This window comes from Shewanella xiamenensis (assembly GCF_024971755.1).
GTDB lineage: Bacteria > Pseudomonadota > Gammaproteobacteria > Enterobacterales > Shewanellaceae > Shewanella > Shewanella xiamenensis.
Genome location: NZ_CP079718.1, coordinates 2926921 through 2943220, shown reverse-complemented (window position 1 = coordinate 2943220; position 16300 = coordinate 2926921). Strand labels below are relative to the sequence as shown.

12 protein-coding genes are annotated in these 16300 nt (G+C 45.5%); 8 read left to right on the top strand and 4 right to left on the bottom strand.

What is annotated here, in order from left to right:
* Positions 1–25 precede the first annotated feature (25 nt).
* Both KXJ80_RS14190 and rmuC read right to left on the bottom strand, forming a co-directional pair.
* On the bottom strand, positions 26–1951 hold the full coding sequence (locus KXJ80_RS14190) for a transglycosylase SLT domain-containing protein (RefSeq protein ID WP_218738691.1): 1926 nt from the start codon (positions 1949–1951) through the stop codon (positions 26–28).
* A gap of 68 nt (positions 1952–2019) precedes the next feature.
* Positions 2020–3633: a DNA recombination protein RmuC gene (gene rmuC, locus KXJ80_RS14185; protein ID WP_144375033.1), complete on the bottom strand. Its 1614-nt coding sequence runs from the start codon at positions 3631–3633 to the stop codon at positions 2020–2022.
* Positions 3634–3907: 274 nt separating this feature from the next.
* On the opposite strand from rmuC, the gene msrP reads away from it, so the two are divergent.
* Complete coding sequence (gene msrP, locus KXJ80_RS14180) at positions 3908–4942, top strand: protein-methionine-sulfoxide reductase catalytic subunit MsrP (protein WP_069454838.1); 1035 nt, start codon at positions 3908–3910, stop codon at positions 4940–4942.
* A 114-nt stretch (positions 4943–5056) separates the two neighbouring features.
* Positions 5057–5704: a protein-methionine-sulfoxide reductase heme-binding subunit MsrQ gene (gene msrQ, locus KXJ80_RS14175; RefSeq protein WP_218738690.1), complete on the top strand. Its 648-nt coding sequence runs from the start codon at positions 5057–5059 to the stop codon at positions 5702–5704.
* A 94-nt stretch (positions 5705–5798) separates the two neighbouring features.
* Here the strand turns inward: msrQ and gloA are convergent, their stop codons facing one another.
* Positions 5799–6209, bottom strand: coding sequence for a lactoylglutathione lyase (gene gloA / locus KXJ80_RS14170; protein ID WP_037417829.1), 411 nt, complete (start codon positions 6207–6209; stop codon positions 5799–5801).
* A 626-nt stretch (positions 6210–6835) separates the two neighbouring features.
* Here gloA and KXJ80_RS14165 point away from each other — a divergent pair.
* The 5 genes from KXJ80_RS14165 (at position 6836) to KXJ80_RS14145 (ending at position 13929) form a co-directional block, all read left to right on the top strand.
* Positions 6836–8014, top strand: coding sequence for a cation diffusion facilitator family transporter (locus KXJ80_RS14165; RefSeq protein ID WP_259474454.1), 1179 nt, complete (start codon positions 6836–6838; stop codon positions 8012–8014).
* Complete coding sequence (locus tag KXJ80_RS14160) at positions 8014–8475, top strand: MarR family winged helix-turn-helix transcriptional regulator (protein ID WP_037417825.1); 462 nt, start codon at positions 8014–8016, stop codon at positions 8473–8475. The genes KXJ80_RS14165 and KXJ80_RS14160 overlap by 1 nt, the downstream gene beginning before the upstream one ends.
* Positions 8476–8763: 288 nt before the next feature.
* Entirely contained in the window at positions 8764–10857 is a 2094-nt protein-coding gene (locus KXJ80_RS14155; RefSeq protein ID WP_144375029.1) for a prolyl oligopeptidase family serine peptidase, read from the top strand.
* A gap of 258 nt (positions 10858–11115) precedes the next feature.
* Complete coding sequence (locus KXJ80_RS14150; protein WP_037417879.1) at positions 11116–12741, top strand: phosphoethanolamine transferase; 1626 nt, start codon at positions 11116–11118, stop codon at positions 12739–12741.
* A 159-nt stretch (positions 12742–12900) separates the two neighbouring features.
* The gene (locus KXJ80_RS14145) at positions 12901–13929 is read left to right on the top strand and encodes a GGDEF domain-containing protein (RefSeq protein ID WP_047539657.1); all 1029 of its coding nucleotides are present in this window, start codon (positions 12901–12903) and stop codon (positions 13927–13929) included.
* A 114-nt stretch (positions 13930–14043) separates the two neighbouring features.
* Here the strand turns inward: KXJ80_RS14145 and KXJ80_RS14140 are convergent, their stop codons facing one another.
* On the bottom strand, positions 14044–14688 hold the full coding sequence (locus tag KXJ80_RS14140) for a DUF938 domain-containing protein (RefSeq protein ID WP_218678596.1): 645 nt from the start codon (positions 14686–14688) through the stop codon (positions 14044–14046).
* A gap of 315 nt (positions 14689–15003) precedes the next feature.
* Between KXJ80_RS14140 and KXJ80_RS14135 the strand changes: the two genes are divergently transcribed.
* Positions 15004–16293, top strand: a complete 1290-nt coding sequence (locus tag KXJ80_RS14135; protein ID WP_218738688.1) for an NAD(P)/FAD-dependent oxidoreductase — start codon at positions 15004–15006, stop codon at positions 16291–16293.
* The last annotated feature ends 7 nt before the right edge of the window (positions 16294–16300 follow it).

Here is a 16300-nt window from a genome sequence, read left to right as displayed (position 1 = left end):
ACCTTTATTACATTTAGTCTTGTCCTTAGTAATGGAACTTCAGCTCAGCCTCGTTAAATAAAGGCTGTGGCTGTTGTTTTTGCGCTTCGTAAATCAAGCGATAACTTAACACGGCTTGTACATATTCACGGGTTTCGGTGAAGGGAATAGACTCGATAAAACTCATCGCATCGAGTTGACCATTTGATTCAGCTAACCAGCTGCGAACCCTTGATGGGCCTGCGTTATAAGCGGCTGTGGCTAATACTCGGTTTTGATTGAATTCCTTCAATAATTGGGCGTAATAGGCGCTGCCTAAGTTTAAGTTAAGTTCGGCACTGTAGAGATCCTTTGGATCGTTGTACTTAGCACCGTGTTTCTTCGCAGTCGCCTTAGCGGTAGCGGGCATGATCTGCATTAAACCGCGGGCACCAACGCCAGACGTTGCATAGAGGAAAAACGCACTTTCGCGTCGGCTAATGGCGCGGATTTCATCGATATTAACCTTGTGCTTTTTGCTCGCATGTTCAAAGCCCGATTGATGCGCCATTGGGAAGCGTAGGGGGATGTCGTCCCAAAGTTTGCCTTGAATACTGGCTTCGACGCCAAAGTCATACCAGCCTTGATCATGGGCATAACGACCATAGCGGGCGCGCATGTCATTATTGCTGCGTTTAAGCAGGGCAACCCATTCATAACGGGCGTCGAAGTAACGATCGAGCGCCATCAGTTCCTGTACGCGCACAAAACCCAAATCATCTTCCATTTTCGGACTGGTAGCATCAACGACAGGCTCTGGGCTTTGATTTAAAGACACGGGTTTATTGAGTAATTGCGAGGCGGCAAAACCGTAAAAACCACGCTCATTGCTAACGGCAGCAAGGGCTTTGGTCGCGCTTTCTGGGGCGTGTTTGGCATTGGTGCGATACAGCCAATATTGCCAGCGCTCTTTGGATTGCGTTTCAGGTGATAATAAATCTAAATAGCGAGCAATATGGGTGTTGTCCTGCTCGCGAATCGCCCAACGTAAACGACGTTCGAACATATCGTCGCTTTTCATCTCTGGCAGCAGATTATCTGCCCAGTCTTTAAAATTATCATCCTGCTCAATCAATACTCGGCGCACCAGATACTTTTGCAGCTGTAGATCTTGCGCGGGACTAAAACGTTTGGCTTTTTGATACCGAGTATATAAATCGATGGCTTGGTCGAGATCTTTACGGGCAAGGCGTTTTAACCCAGCAGCAACGATATCGCCAACAATAGGATTTTTGTCTTTAAATTTTTCAGTATGGCGCAGGCTATTGGGATCTTTAAATACCGCGACTAAGCGTTTGGCTTCGGCGCTATGGACCGTAATTTTTTGCGATAGAAAGCTCAAAAGACTGGTTTGGCCTTCATCGAAGCTCACTAACATCCGTGCCCAAATCACCTCTTGAGTGCGCTTGCCCGCTTTGGTCCAAGCATTGAACAGAGGGTCACATTCTTTCGGACGGGAATCACCATAGACCCATAGCGACTGCGCGGCGGTATAGGCGGTTTGAGTTTCACCTTTGGCAAGTTTTGCCTCATAAAAATAACACTGTAGCCTGACATCGGTTGGCGCATCTTGAGCCAGCGTCAGAAAATCGTTCCAGCGCTTTTGGCTACCAGCATTCAATAAATATTTCGAACGCAGTCTTTGGTACATTGGTGTTGTTTGATATTTATCTATCAAAAACTTAGCGTCATTACCGCGTAAATCATTGAGCCGACCTATATCGATATCATGGTCTAAGTAGATCGCCAGCGGATATTCACCTAACTTAGCACGCAGGGGTTTATAGGTTGCATAGTCTTGTTTCTTCAAGGCTTTTTCAGCCTCAAGAAAAGTCTTTTGGGTCGACGTTAAAGCAAAAGCCGCAGAGGCATTAAATGCACCTGCGATAATAATTGCGCTGGATAACACCATCTTTGTGAATGGGTTGCACATGCAGAACTTGCCTCCGGGCATCAAGGTTACAATCGATTTTTCCCTATCGATTCAGGATTAATAGTGATTTAGGCGTTTTGCTGCGTTTGGGTGTTGAGTTGTTCGAGTGCGGTGGCATCCTCAATTTTTGTTACCCTAGTTTGGTGTTCAGTTGTTTTAGCTGAGCTATCGTTTTCGAACTCGCTGGTTTCATCAATATCACTGTCGTCTAAGGCTTCATTGAGCGCCTTCTCAAGTAACATCTTATCGAGTTGTTTGCTGGTATCAACACCCAGTTGCTGCATTAAATGCGCTTGACGCACCAAATTGCCTTTGCCAGAGGATAATTTATTCATAGCACTGTGATAGGTTTTCTCGGCGTTATCTAAAGCGCGGCCAAGTTTTTCCATATCGTCGAGGTAGCCGCAGAGTTTGTCGTAGATCCGGCCTGCTTGTTTGGCAATGGTTTGGGCGTGTTGGTTTTGATACTCGTAACGCCAGATATTATTGATGGTACGCAGGGCAACCAAGAGGTTGGTTGGGCTGACCAGCATAATATTTTGCTCAAGGGCAAAGTTAACAAGGCTTGGGTCATGCTCTAAAGCCAGCAAAAATGCGGGCTCGATGGGGATAAACATCAGCACATAATCTAAGCTTTTAAGCCCGTGTAAACGCTGATAATCTTTTTGGCTCAAGCCTTTAATGTGGTTGCGTATGGATAGCACATGCTCATTGATGGCCTGTTCGCGCACCAGCGGATCTTCACTGTTAAAATAGCGCTCGTAGCTGACAAGCGACATTTTAGCATCGATCACCACGTCTTTATTTTCAGGCAAATGCACGATGACATCGGGCTTAAAGCGTTTGCCGCTGTCATCTTTGAGATCCTGCTGGGTGTGGTACTCGTGGCCTTCGCGCAGGCCACTTTCTTGCAGCACGCGGTCTAAAATCACTTCGCCCCAGTTGCCTTGCTGCTTATTATCGCCTTTTAGGGCTTTTGTCAGGTTAATGGCATCTTGGCTCATTTTTAAGTTGAGCTCACGCAAGTGCTCTAATTGATGTTTGAGTGCACTACGCTCGGATTGCTCATGGTTATAGGATTCGCGGATTTGCTGCCTAAAACCTTCTAACTGTTGCTTTAACGGCCCAAGTACGCCTTCTAATTGATTGGCGTTTTGGTGTTTAAAGTTTTCGCTGCGCTCTTCGAAAATACGGTTGGCAAGATTTTCAAATTGGGTTTGCAGACGTACTTCGGCACTTTCTAGGGTGGCGATCTTTTCCCGCAGTGATTCTTGCTGGGCATCCGCTTTGGCCTGAATAGTTTGTTGTAGGGCATTGGATTTAGACAACGCCAGTTGTAATTCGAGTTGACGGCGATGACTATCGTTTAATTGTTGCTCTAAACTCGGCACGCGCTCGGCTAAGGCCTCGGCTTTGCCCAGATGTTCGATTTTTTGCTCTAGGCGCAGCTGGCATTGACGGAGTTGGCTATCTTTATCGTCCACTAAGATTTGCTGCTGCGCGAGGGAAAGCTCTGCATCTTCGTTTACTTGGCGCATTTCTTGTTCTAACTCATCCTTAAACTGTTGCCAGCGAGAACGGGTGAGACGTTGATTGAGTAGGGCACCGATTAACAGTCCTAAAAAGGCCACGGCGATTAGGCCGATGATCTGGGCGAGGGAAAAAGATTGAGAAAATGGCATCTTACTAGCACTCCTTTTGCGATGGCGCCTAGGGTCGCATGCCCCTAGAAAGGCTTCAAGTGCTTTAATAAACAATCTGTTTAGCTGATGACTCAAATGAGCAAGACTTAGTCGCTTAGGTTGATATAGTGTGAGGGATGAAATTTTTTTGCGGTTTTCTGTGTCTATATCCCTACAGCTTATCAACACAGGTTAATTTACCTGAGCTTTATGGGTGAGCGCTTAGCGTTAGCAAAAGCCGGTACATAACATTTTATTTCTGCAGAGGTGTCAATTGGCTAATCAATCACGTTTTACACCGGGTATTTTGAAAAAAGCACGCTGGCATATACAAGACAATCAAGTTACTCCTGAGTCGGTCTTTAAGGCACGCCGCCACATAGTGAAAGCCATGGGGTTAGGTGCGATTGGTGCCAGTATCCCAGGTTATGTGCAGGCTGGATTATTCGATCTGTTTGGTGATCAGCCCAAAACCAGCTTTATCACCACGCCACTGACTTTTGAGGCCAATGCGCGCTTTGGTCAGGGTGAGGTGCTTACACCATTTGATAAGGTCACAACCCATAATAACTTTTATGAGTTTGGTACCAGCAAACAAGACCCGTCTGATAATGCGCAGCAGTATAAAGTCGACCCTTGGCAATTGCGTATTGAAGGCGAAGTTGAGCGCCCCATGACGCTTGATTATCAGGATCTGACTAAGCTGTTTCCGCTTGAAGAGCGTACTTATCGACTGCGCTGTGTTGAAGCTTGGTCGATGGTGATCCCTTGGGTTGGGTTTCCTCTTGCGGCGTTATTGAAAAAAGTGGGCGTAACCAGCAAGGGAAAATATGTCGCTTTTGAGACCGCCTTCGATCCCGAGCAAATGCCAGGACAAAAAAGCCGTTTAATGGGCGGTGGTATTCATTATCCTTATGTGGAAGGCTTAACCATTGCCGAGGCGATGAATGAACTGACGCTGATGTCCGTCGGACTGTATGGTAAAACCCTGCCGCCGCAAAATGGCGCGCCAATTCGGTTAGTGGTGCCGTGGAAATATGGTTTTAAGAGCATTAAATCCATTGTGCGTATTCGGGTGATGGACAAGCAGCCACCCACCAGCTGGAATCAACTCGCACCCCATGAGTACGGGTTTTATGCCAATGTGAACCCAGCTGTCGATCATCCCCGCTGGTCACAGGCGAGTGAGCGGCGCATCGGTGAAGGTGGGTTATTCTCGGCGCAGCGCATTGATACATTGCCTTTTAATGGCTATGGCGAGTTTGTCGCCTCTTTATATGACGGCATGGATTTGAGGCAGTTTTATTAACCCATTCGGCGACTGTATTCTAGGCGCAATCGATTGCGCCTAGCGAACAAGTTGCAATATCTGTCTAGCGAGATAGTGGTTAGCGCCATTAAAGGGGAAAAGAGTAGGAGTCTTATGTTCAACATCACGGCGTTAAGAGTCACGCCAAAACAGCTGCTCTGGGTAAAGTTAGTTTTTCATTTGATTGGGCTTATCCCGATTACTTGGTTGGTTTTTACTGTGTTGTCTGGTCGTGCGGGCGGCGACCCTGTGCAGCATATTATCCACTTTACTGGAATTGGCGCACTCAATGCGCTACTGGCAACACTACTGATTTCACCTATTGCCAAGAGATTTAAGTTAGGTTGGTTAATGCAGACTCGCAGGCTTGTCGGCCTGTATGTGTTTGCCTATGCCACACTGCATATTGTAGCGTTTTTCAGTTTAGATCTGCTGTTTGCCTGGGAGTTATTCTTCAGCGAGGTGGCGAAACGGCCTTATATTTTAGTTGGTGCTGTGGCTTATGTGATTGTGAGCGCCTTAGCGATTACCTCATTTAAGGTCTTAATGCGAAAAATGGGCCGACGTTGGCAAACGCTGCACAATGGAGTGTATGTCGTGGCGATACTAGCACCGATCCATTTTTATTGGTCGGTCAAATCTGAAATCATCGAACCGAGTCTGTATATTCTCGGTTTTGGTTTGTTGCTCGCATGGCGTTTACCCGTTTGGCAGAAGAAGCGCAGCAGCCGTATCGCGATGGCCGCCGAGGGCAAGCGATAATCTGTAGTGTTGGCATTTATCAACGAGCAAAGAAAACGGCGTTTGCATACACTGCAAGCGCCGTTTTTATATCAGACGTTGGAAGAGAATAGGTTTAACCTAAACCCTGTGTCGCTGACTTCATTTGAATAAATTCAATCTTATAGCCGTCAGGATCTTCAACAAAGGCGATTTCTGTGGTGCCACCCGCGACAGGGCCAGGCGCGCGTGTCACTTTACCGCCTGCGGCGGCAATGGCTTCACAACGAGCATAAATGTCTTCATCACCAATTGCGATATGGCCAAAGCCTGTACCGAGATCGTATTTTTCAGTGCCCCAGTTATAGGTCAATTCAATCACCGCTTGGCCTGTTGACTCTTCACCGTAGCCAACGAAGGCTAAAGAATATTTGTATTCTGGGTTTTCTGAGGTGCGTAGCAGCTTCATACCAAGTATTTGAGTGTAAAAATTAATACTGCGCTCTAAGTTACCAACGCGGATCATTGTGTGTAACAATTGTGACATAGGATTATCTCGGTCAATGAATTATGCCGGCATTATAACAAAAATCATTGTTAATCGAGTCTTAATGTTAATCGAATAAGCGAATTGCCATGCCTTGATTTTTGAGTTGATGTGCGCTAGGCGAGGTTGCGTGGTGTGAGCTGTATCACGTCACCATTAAAGGCGATGTGAAAAGTACAGGATAATTTAGGTCTTGCTCACAAAATAACTATCTCAATATAGGCATTTATCTCAGGCTTGATAATAATGGGTTCATACCCACTAGGAGAGTGAATATGAACACCGAACTTAAAATGGCGCTAGGTACTACAGTTGTAATTGCTTTATTTTTCAGTGCATTCTTCGTATCTATGTTCTGATACCGCATTCTAATCAAATCCTGTGTTAAGGCGCTTAAATCGGTTGATTTAAGCGCCTTTGTGTTTCTAGACTCCGCCATTTTTCGTATCTGTCCGTTTTAACATATCGTGATTGTCGGCAATATTTCTGCAAATAGTTTGAAAAATGATTATTTTGATATTTATATATTTTGATTTTCAAACTAAAATGTTGGCAGACATCATCAAACACCACAGGTACTTTTGTCCAAATCGGTCAGATAAGGGCAGGGAACGTAGGAAAGAATAATGAAAATAACCCCTTCAACAACAATGTCGCAGCCAAGTCATGGCGTTGGACACTCCATCGCCCAATGGCAACATCCCCATGGATTCTCTACACAAAATACTGATGGCGAAAAAAATACCCGTTATGTGCTGTATTTAACGGTTATCACTATGGTGGCCGAGATTGTGGCGGGCACGATATACGGCTCTATGGCATTGCTGGCCGATGGTTGGCATATGGGCACCCATGCCGCCGCCTTTATGATCACGCTGTTTGCCTATTCCTATGCCCGTAAGCATGCCAATGATCCAACCTTTGCCTTTGGTACCGGTAAAGTGAGTGTCCTTGGCGGTTATACCAGCGCCATCGCCTTAGGACTGGTTGCACTTATCATGCTTATCGAATCAGGGATGCGTTTGATAAACCCTGAGAATATTCACTTTAATGAGGCTATTTTCGTGGCCTTGATTGGATTAAGTGTGAACGTATTAAGCGTGTTCCTGTTGAAAGACCATCATTCCCACGACCATGGACATTCACATGGGCATTCACACGGTCACTCTCATGGTCACACTCACGCACATGATCATGATGATGAGAACGATGACCATAAGGCTCATCAAGATAATCATTGCTGCCATGGGCACGATCATCATGCTGCTGACCATGACCATGACCATGACCATGACCATGACCATGATAACCATTCACACAACCACGCACATGGACATTCCCATGGGCATTCGGGGCATGATCACAACCTGAGAGCGGCTTATTTTCACGTATTAGCTGATGCATTAACCTCAGTGCTGGCGATTGCCGCACTCTTATTCGGTAAATATATGGGCTTAACCTGGCTCGACCCGATTATGGGGATTGTAGGGGCAATTATTATCAGTCGCTGGTCATGGGGATTGATTCAGCAAACGAGTCCAATTTTGCTCGACGGCGGGGTAAATGCAGCGTTACAGCGTAAAGTGCGCGAAACCATTGAAGCGGTGCCTGATCACCAAGTCGCCGATTTACATATTTGGCGCGTGAGTGCCGATCACCATGCTATTATGTTATCCATAGTGTCCCACTCACCGAAAGAAGCCAGTTATTTTAATCAGTTACTGACTAAGTTCCCTGAGTTATCCCATATTACTATTGAGCTGCATACTTGTCGTCAACGTGAGTGTGTCGCTAAGGAAGCCTAATGACAGTTGCACCGCAGCATGATGCTCTATCAGCCTCGGCCGTCCATTCCACGGATCAGGCGTTAAACCATGTGATTATTGAGTTTTATGAAAAATTATCATCTTGGGAGCATGCTATCGTGCGTGATAAGGGTTTTAGCCTATCACAGGTTCACACCATTGAATTATTGGGAGTGCACGGCGCGATGCGGATGAAGGAACTTGCTGATAAAATTGGGGTAACGACTGGCACGCTTACGGTGCAAATCGATAAGATGGTCGAATCCCAATGGGTTGTGCGCCGCCCGCACGAAACCGATAGGCGCTCGATTCTGGTCGAGTTAACCGAAAAGGGCCAAGCACTATTTCTTGAGCATGATGCGCTGCATTTGCAATTAACGACCGATCTCACTGCTAAAATGAGCGCGGAGGAGCGCAGCGTGCTGCTGAACCTGCTGACGCGGATGAACCAAGAGTTTTAATTGCACATTTATGTAGCTCATTAAGTCACGATTAAAGCGCCCCGATGGGCGCTTTTTTTATGACACAACATCTTGAATATTTTCGATTCATTCTCGATTAATCATCCGTGATTACAATATCTTATCTTTTGTTATATTCTTGTTGGATTAAAAGTTGAACTGAAAATCAATTAAGGTAATGTAGAGCAGAAATTAAGATGGAATCAATTTAAGGGCTCTGTTTAAGGACTATGTTTAAGGGCTCTGTTTAAGGACTATGTTTAAGGGCTCTGTTTAAAAAGGAATAACATGAATCGTAAATTACTGCCTTGGTGCATCGCAGGTGTGCTCACTATGACTGCTCAAGTTCACGCGCAAGAAGACAAGTATATTTGGCTTGAAGAGGTTGAAGGTGCAAAGCCTATGGAATGGGTTAAAGCCCAAAATGCCGCCTCAGCCGCCGAAATTAAAGCCTTCAAAGGGTTTGATACCTTAGTCGCAAATAGCCTCGCTATCCTCAATGACAAAGAGCGTATTCCTTACGCCACCCACATCGGCGACAAGCTGTATAACTTTTGGAAGGACGATACCCATGTCCGGGGGATTTATCGCCGCACGACCATGGAAGAATACACAAAGGCGCAACCCAAGTGGGAAACCGTGCTTGATGTCGATGCTTTAGGTAAGTTGGAATCGGTTAACTGGGTATTTAAGAGCATTGATTGCCAATATCCCGATAATCAACGTTGTTTTGTGTCTTTATCCCGTGGCGGCGCCGATGCGGTCGAAGTGCGTGAATTTGATTTAACCACCAAAGATTTTGTGCCAGCAAAAGATAAGCCATTCTTTTTAAAAGAAGCGAAATCTAGCCTAAGTTGGATAGATAAAAACCAAGCATTTGTCGGCACCGACTTTGGTGATGGCCAAAGCATGACGGACTCAGGTTACCCCCGTGTCGTTAAGTTATGGCAACGTGGTATGCCACTTGAGCAAGCGAAAACGATTTTTAGTGGTGATAAAACCTCGGTGGCAGTATCGGGTTGGGTGATGTTCGACGATAAAACCCCGCTGAGCCTAGTCACAGAAGCACATACCTTTTACACCGCCACCCAATATGTTTATCAAGACGGAAAACTGACTAAGCTGCCAATCCCACAAGATGCCGAGATTAAAGGCTATTTCCAAGGCAAATTGTTTATTGAGCTCAAGAGTGACTTAGCAACGCCTGCGGCGACATTCAGCCAAGGCGCTGTGGTGTACGCCAATGTGGCGGATTTAATTGCCCAAAAAGCGGCGTTTACTGAATTTGTGAGCCCTACACCGACAGCATCGATTGCGCAGCTGAGTTTCAGTAAGAGTGCGATTTTTGTTAATTGGCTCGATAACGTGAAGAGCAAGCTGGTTCGATACGAGCAAGATGAAAAAGGCGCATGGCAAAGCACGCCAGTGCCCTTTGAGGCCAACGGCGCGCTAACTGTGATGGATATGGAGCGCGACAGTGACGATTTCTTTGTTAACTACACTAGCTTCCTTGAGCCATCGAGCCTGTATACCGTCAATGCTAAGGCGCTTAAACCTCAAAAAATCAAAGGTATGCCTCAGCAGTTTGCGGCGGATAAATTTAAAACTGAGCAATATTTTGCCACCTCAAAGGATGGTACCAAAGTGCCTTATTTTGTGGTGATGGCAAAAAATCTTAAGCTCGATGGCAGCAATCCAACACTGCTTTATGGTTATGGCGGATTTGAAGTGTCTCTTCGCCCAGCGTATTCAGCCACTATTGGTAAAAACTGGTTAGAACAGGGCGGAGTCTATGTGCTGGCCAATATCCGTGGCGGTGGAGAATATGGCCCAGCATGGCATCAAGCGGCGCTTAAGCAGAATCGTCATAAGGCCTACGAGGACTTTGAGGCCATCGCTGAGGATTTGATCGCCCGTAAGATCACCTCGAGCAAGCATCTAGGCATTCAAGGCGGCAGTAACGGTGGTTTGCTTATGGGTGCCGCCTTTACCCGTCGTCCCGATCTCTATAATGCCGTGGTATGCCAAGTGCCTTTACTCGATATGTACCGTTTCAATAAGTTACTCGCTGGCGCAAGTTGGATGGGGGAGTACGGTAATCCCGATGTGCCAGAGGAATGGGCCTACATAAAAACTTACTCGCCATACCATAACCTGCATAAAGACGTGCATTATCCTAAGGTGTTTTTTACCACCTCAACCCGTGACGACAGGGTACATCCAGGGCACGCCCGCAAGATGGTGGCTAAGATGAAGGATATGGGTATTGATGTGCTTTACTATGAAAATATCGAAGGTGGGCATGCTGGGGCTGCAGATAATAATCAAGCTGCGGAACTAAATTCAATGGCGTTTGCCTACTTATTACAGCAGTTAAAATAATCGCACTTGTTACCGCAGTAAATTAACAAGCTGGGGTTAGTTCCGAGCAAGTCCCTATAGGTTGGGGAGTCAAAAACGGTCGAATGCCTTCAGATTCGGCCGTTTTTTTAATCCGCATTATAACTTGTTAATTATAAAGATTATTTAATTGAGGAGAATCTGACGACTTGCTAAGATGGCGCAAATTGTAGGGCATAAGATTGCCTTAAGAAAACTAAGTTAGCTTCGGCCCACTATTGATTTGAGAGACCATAACCAGTGCTGACGAGATTTAAAACCCTAACCGTGAATCGTTTCACTTTTATCACCGCAGTATTTTACGTTTGCGTTTTTAATATCCCACTGTTTGAAATCATCAAAAAAGGCATTGAAAAACAACCTGATGTCGATCCGGTTTTTATCGCCAGTATGCCGTTATTTTTGATCTTTGCGCTGAGTTTTGTGTTTTCGCTGTTTACAGTGAAGTATCTGCTAAAGCCCTTTTTTATCATCCTCACTTTATTATCATCTAGCGTGTTTTTTGCGGCCTTAAAATACAATATCGTGTTTGATTACGGCATGATTGAAAACACCTTTCAAACCAACAGCGCTGAAGCGCTGATGTATGTCAATTTTGCTTCCATACTCAATATGCTGCTTACGGGGATTTTGCCAGCCTATTTGATTTACAAAGCTGATATCCAATACAAGCCATTTTTCAAAGAGTTGCTACATAAAGTTTTGTTTATGCTGGCGATGTTAGCAGGGCTTGGGATTATCGCCTTCTTCTATTTCCAAGACTACGCTTCCTTTGGCCGCAATAATGATGAGATTAAGCGTTATATCGTGCCGACCTATTTTATTGGTGCGGCGGCTAAGTACATCAATGTGCATTACCTACAAACACCAATCAAATATGAACAGCTTGGCTTGGATGCAAAAAATGTCAGTCCCAATACCAACGGTAAGCCCAATTTATTAGTGCTGGTGGTTGGGGAAACGGCTCGTTCGATGAACTATCAATACTATGGTTATGAAAAACCGACCAACGCCCATACTCAGGGGCAAGGATTACTGGTCTTTAAGGATAGCCATTCTTGTGGTACGGCAACCGCAGTATCGCTGCCTTGCATGTTCTCCCGCATGGGACGCGATGACTATGATTCCCGCCGTGCCTATGCCCAAGACACGGCCGTTGATGTACTGAATCATGGCGGGATTAAGGTGCAATGGTTTGATAATGACTCGGGTTGTAAAGGCGTGTGCGATCAGGTTGAGAACATCACTATCGATTTAAAGAGCGATCCTGAGTTGTGCTCCGGTCAATATTGCTTTGATCAAGTTTTGTTGAACAAACTTGATGAAGCATTAGCTAACGCCGAGCAAAAAGATACCGTGATTGCGTTACATATTATTGGCAGTCACGGGCCGACCTATTATCTACGTTATCCGCCAGAGCACCGTAAATTTACGCCAGATTGCCCACGTAGTGATATTCAAAATTGCAGTGCTGAAGCGTTAATGAATACCTACGACAACACTATCTTATATACCGATTACATTCTTAGTCAGGTGGTCAATAAGCTTAAACAACACCAAGAAAAATTTGATACCGCCATGTTTTATCTCTCCGATCATGGCGAGTCTTTGGGTGAGAAAGGCATGTACTTGCATGGCGCCCCTTACAGCATCGCGCCTATTGAGCAAACGAGTATTCCTATGCTGGCTTGGTTTTCTGAGGACTTTAGTCAAGATAATCACTTGAATATGGCTTGTCTTGCTAAAGAAGCTGAAAAGGGGGGATTTTCCCATGACAATTTGTTCGATAGCCTATTGGGATTAATGAATGTTCAAACTCAGGTTTATCAGCCTGAATTGGATATTTTTGCCCGCTGCCGAGGTTGAGCCGCTTTTGGCATAACATAAAAAATTAAAGGAGGATGGCAACATCCTCTTTTTGTTTTTGCGCGCCATCATAATAATCATTTTACCCAGTATCCAAAACGAAGCAGTTGAGTTAACTTAAGTTATACAAAATTATAACAACTCATGGATACATGATTCATGTCTTTTCCTGCAGCAAATAAAGAGCTCGATTCAGCGGCTCAAATTTTACGTTTAGCTGTACCGCAAATGTCTGCGCTTGATATACCGGTTACGCCAGAAAACTACACCGTTTGGTATGAGTATTTTGCTCAATCAAACTTAGATCTAAATCGTGCTATTGATGGTTTTCTTGCTAACAATGTCGTATTCACCAAAGAAGTGAATACCAGTCTGTACAAGAATTTTATTCAAGAGAAGTCCCCTGAAGTCATTGAGAATGTCCAGATAGAAACTCAGATACTGATTAACTCTCTCATCAGTAAAATTACTCAGTTAACCCAAGGGACGGAAGCATTTACAAGCACCTTGGCGGATTTTGGATTGCAACTACAATCAACGCCCGATGTGAATACGTTAAATCAATTAGTCGATGGGGTGCTTGATGAAATGCAGAGCCTATTGGTTAATAACCAAGCCATGGAGCAGAGCCTCAATGCCATGGGACAAGAAGTACAAAACTTAAAAGCTGAAATGGAAAATTTAAGTCTGGCAGCAATGACAGATCAATTGACTTCGTTACATAACCGCCGAGCTTACGAAATTGCTATTCAAGACCATATCCATCGTGCGGAGGAACAACAAACCCGTTGTAGTTTATTACTTGTGGATATTGACAGATTTAAGATATTTAACGACACCTATGGGCATCAAATTGGCGACAAAGTCTTGGCTTATGTTGCGCTGGCTTTAAAACAATGTGTGCGTGGTGATGACTTTGTCGCCCGTTACGGCGGTGAGGAATTTGTGGTGTTACTGCCTAATACCCATTTTCATGATGCGCTGCAAGTGGCCGAGACTTTGAGGGAGCGGATCTCCGAGCGGCGCCTAGCCATAGGCAAAGATAAAAAACTCTCATTGGGCGCCATTACGGTGTCGATTGGCTTAGCCTCTTTGCAAAAGGGCGATGATGCAGAAACCTTGTTTAGCAGAGCGGATAAAGCCCTGTATGAAGCTAAATCCGATGGCCGTAATTGCGTGCGTGGCTGAGTTGTTGCTTATTATCAGTATAGTTTGAGGGCGTATGTATAATGGTTTAAGTGTAAGTAGTCACAGCATCCTTATGCTTCACTGATGCGAATCTTGGGTTCAGGATTGAGCGCCTTACGCCAATAAATGCTTAAAATGCAGTAAGCGATTGTTGGCGGGCATGGCGATATCTTCAACTAAGGTTAAGTTTTGGGCTTGGGCAAGGGTGACAATCCATTCAACATCTCGAATGCCGCTTTCACTATCTCTTTGTTTTAATAAGTCATCAAATCGCCGATTGCTGTCGCTGGTATAGTGACCTTGATAGTTAAAAGGCCCGTACAGGCATAGGGTGTTGAGCCGCGGTAAATACTCACCTAAGCCATTAAAAAATGCTTCCACCTTGGGTTTACTCATAATATGTAAGGTATTGGCGCTGAATACTGCATCGATATGGGGGCTGTTGATAGGCCAAGGTAGTGACACATCAAGTGTAATAGGTAAGCCAAGATTATGAACGCCAAGTTGATGACCTTGTTGTAAACATCTTGCACTAATGCCCTCAAGATATTGCGCTTGATCGCTCGTTTGCCAAAAAAGTTGAGGGAGATTCGCCGCAAAATAAACGGCGTGTTGTCCCGTGCCGCTGCCGATTTCAAGTACTTGTTTGGTATTGGCAAAAGCGGTTTTTAATACCGCAAGAATAGGCGCTTTATTATTTTCACAGGCTTGAGAAAAGGGCAGAACATCAGTTGTTTGAGGTTGTATATCCTGCGGCATAGTTTCTCCTGATAGGTCATTGTTAAACAAGTTATTGTTAAATAAATCTTTGTGAAATGCGTCTTTCTGATGGCGATTACCCTTGAGACAATAACGCAGGGTCAATTCTATTACCATCCTAGCGGGTGGTGCCTAGCTTAAGTCACTAACCTCGTTAATCCAATGGCTTAAGTTGTTTTGCCAAACTCGCTTATTTCCCTGTCAGGGGGCATTCTTCTGTTGACCATGATAATAGCTTCGTTATACTCAAAAATTCTGAACGTTTGTAAAAAATATTAAACGAAAAATCATAATAACATCGTGTAAGGAAACCCTATGTCAGCCAAACGCTGCGCCTCTTATTACAATGCCACTATTAAGCAAGAGTCTGATTATCCAGAACTTGAAGGTGATCTTCGTGTAGATGTTGCCATTATCGGCGGCGGGTTTACTGGGGTTGCAACAGCGGTTGAGTTGTCTGAAAAAGGCTACAAGGTCGCATTATTAGAGGCAAATAAAATTGCTTGGGGCGCGACTGGCCGTAATGGTGGTCAAGTGACCGGAAGCCTATCTGGCGATGCAGCGATGACCAAGCAATTACGGCGTCATCTTGGTCAGGATGCCGAGGATTATGTGTGGGATCTTCGCTGGCGTGGGCACGATATCATCAAAAGTAGAGTGGCGAAGTACAACATTGATTGTGATTTAAAATTTGGTCATATCCAGACGGCCTATCGCCCCGCACATATGGCAGAGTTACAGCAAATGTTCGACGAGGCTAATCGCCGTGGCATGGGGGAGTTTATGACCTTAGTGCCTGAGCAGGAGATGCCCACCTATTTAGCCTCGCCCTTGTACCACGGCGGTTTAGTCAATCGGCGCAATATGCATCTGCATTCGGTAAATCTATGCCTTGGTGAGGCTCGAGCCGCGGCTTCATTGGGCGCTAAGATTTTTGAACATTCACAGGTGCTGGATATTCAGCAAGGAGAGCTTGCAACCGTGCTCACGCCAAAGGGAAGGGTAAAGGCAAACAGCGTGCTCATCGCGGGCAATGCCTACCACAAATTGGGCCGTCCCAAGCTACGGGGCATGTTATTTCCTGCCTCCCTTGGCAATTGTGCGACAGCCCAATTGCCGGCTGAGTTAGCTAAGCAACTTAATCCGCAGGATTTGGCCGTGTATGATTGCCGCTTCGTGCTGGATTATTACCGCTTAACCGCCGACAACCGTTTGATGTTTGGCGGTGGCACCAATTACAGCGGCCGCGATCCTAAAAACGTTGCCGCCGAGCTGCGCCCGGCGATTGAACGTACTTTCCCCCAGTTAAAGGGCGTCGACATTGAATTTGCTTGGGCTGGTATGGCGGGGATAGTGATTAACCGTATTCCCCAGTTGGGCAAAATTACTCCAAATATCTTCTATTGTCAGGGATATTCGGGCCATGGCGTGGCAACTTCCCATATCATGGCCGAGATCATGGGGCTGGCGATCGATGGTCAAATGCGAGAGTTCAATCTCTTCGCCGCGATGCGTCATATCCGGATCCCGCTGAATGAATGGTTTGGTAATCAGGCACTGGCCCTAGGGATGTTGTATTACACCCTCAGGGAAAACTGGCGCTAAACAGGTG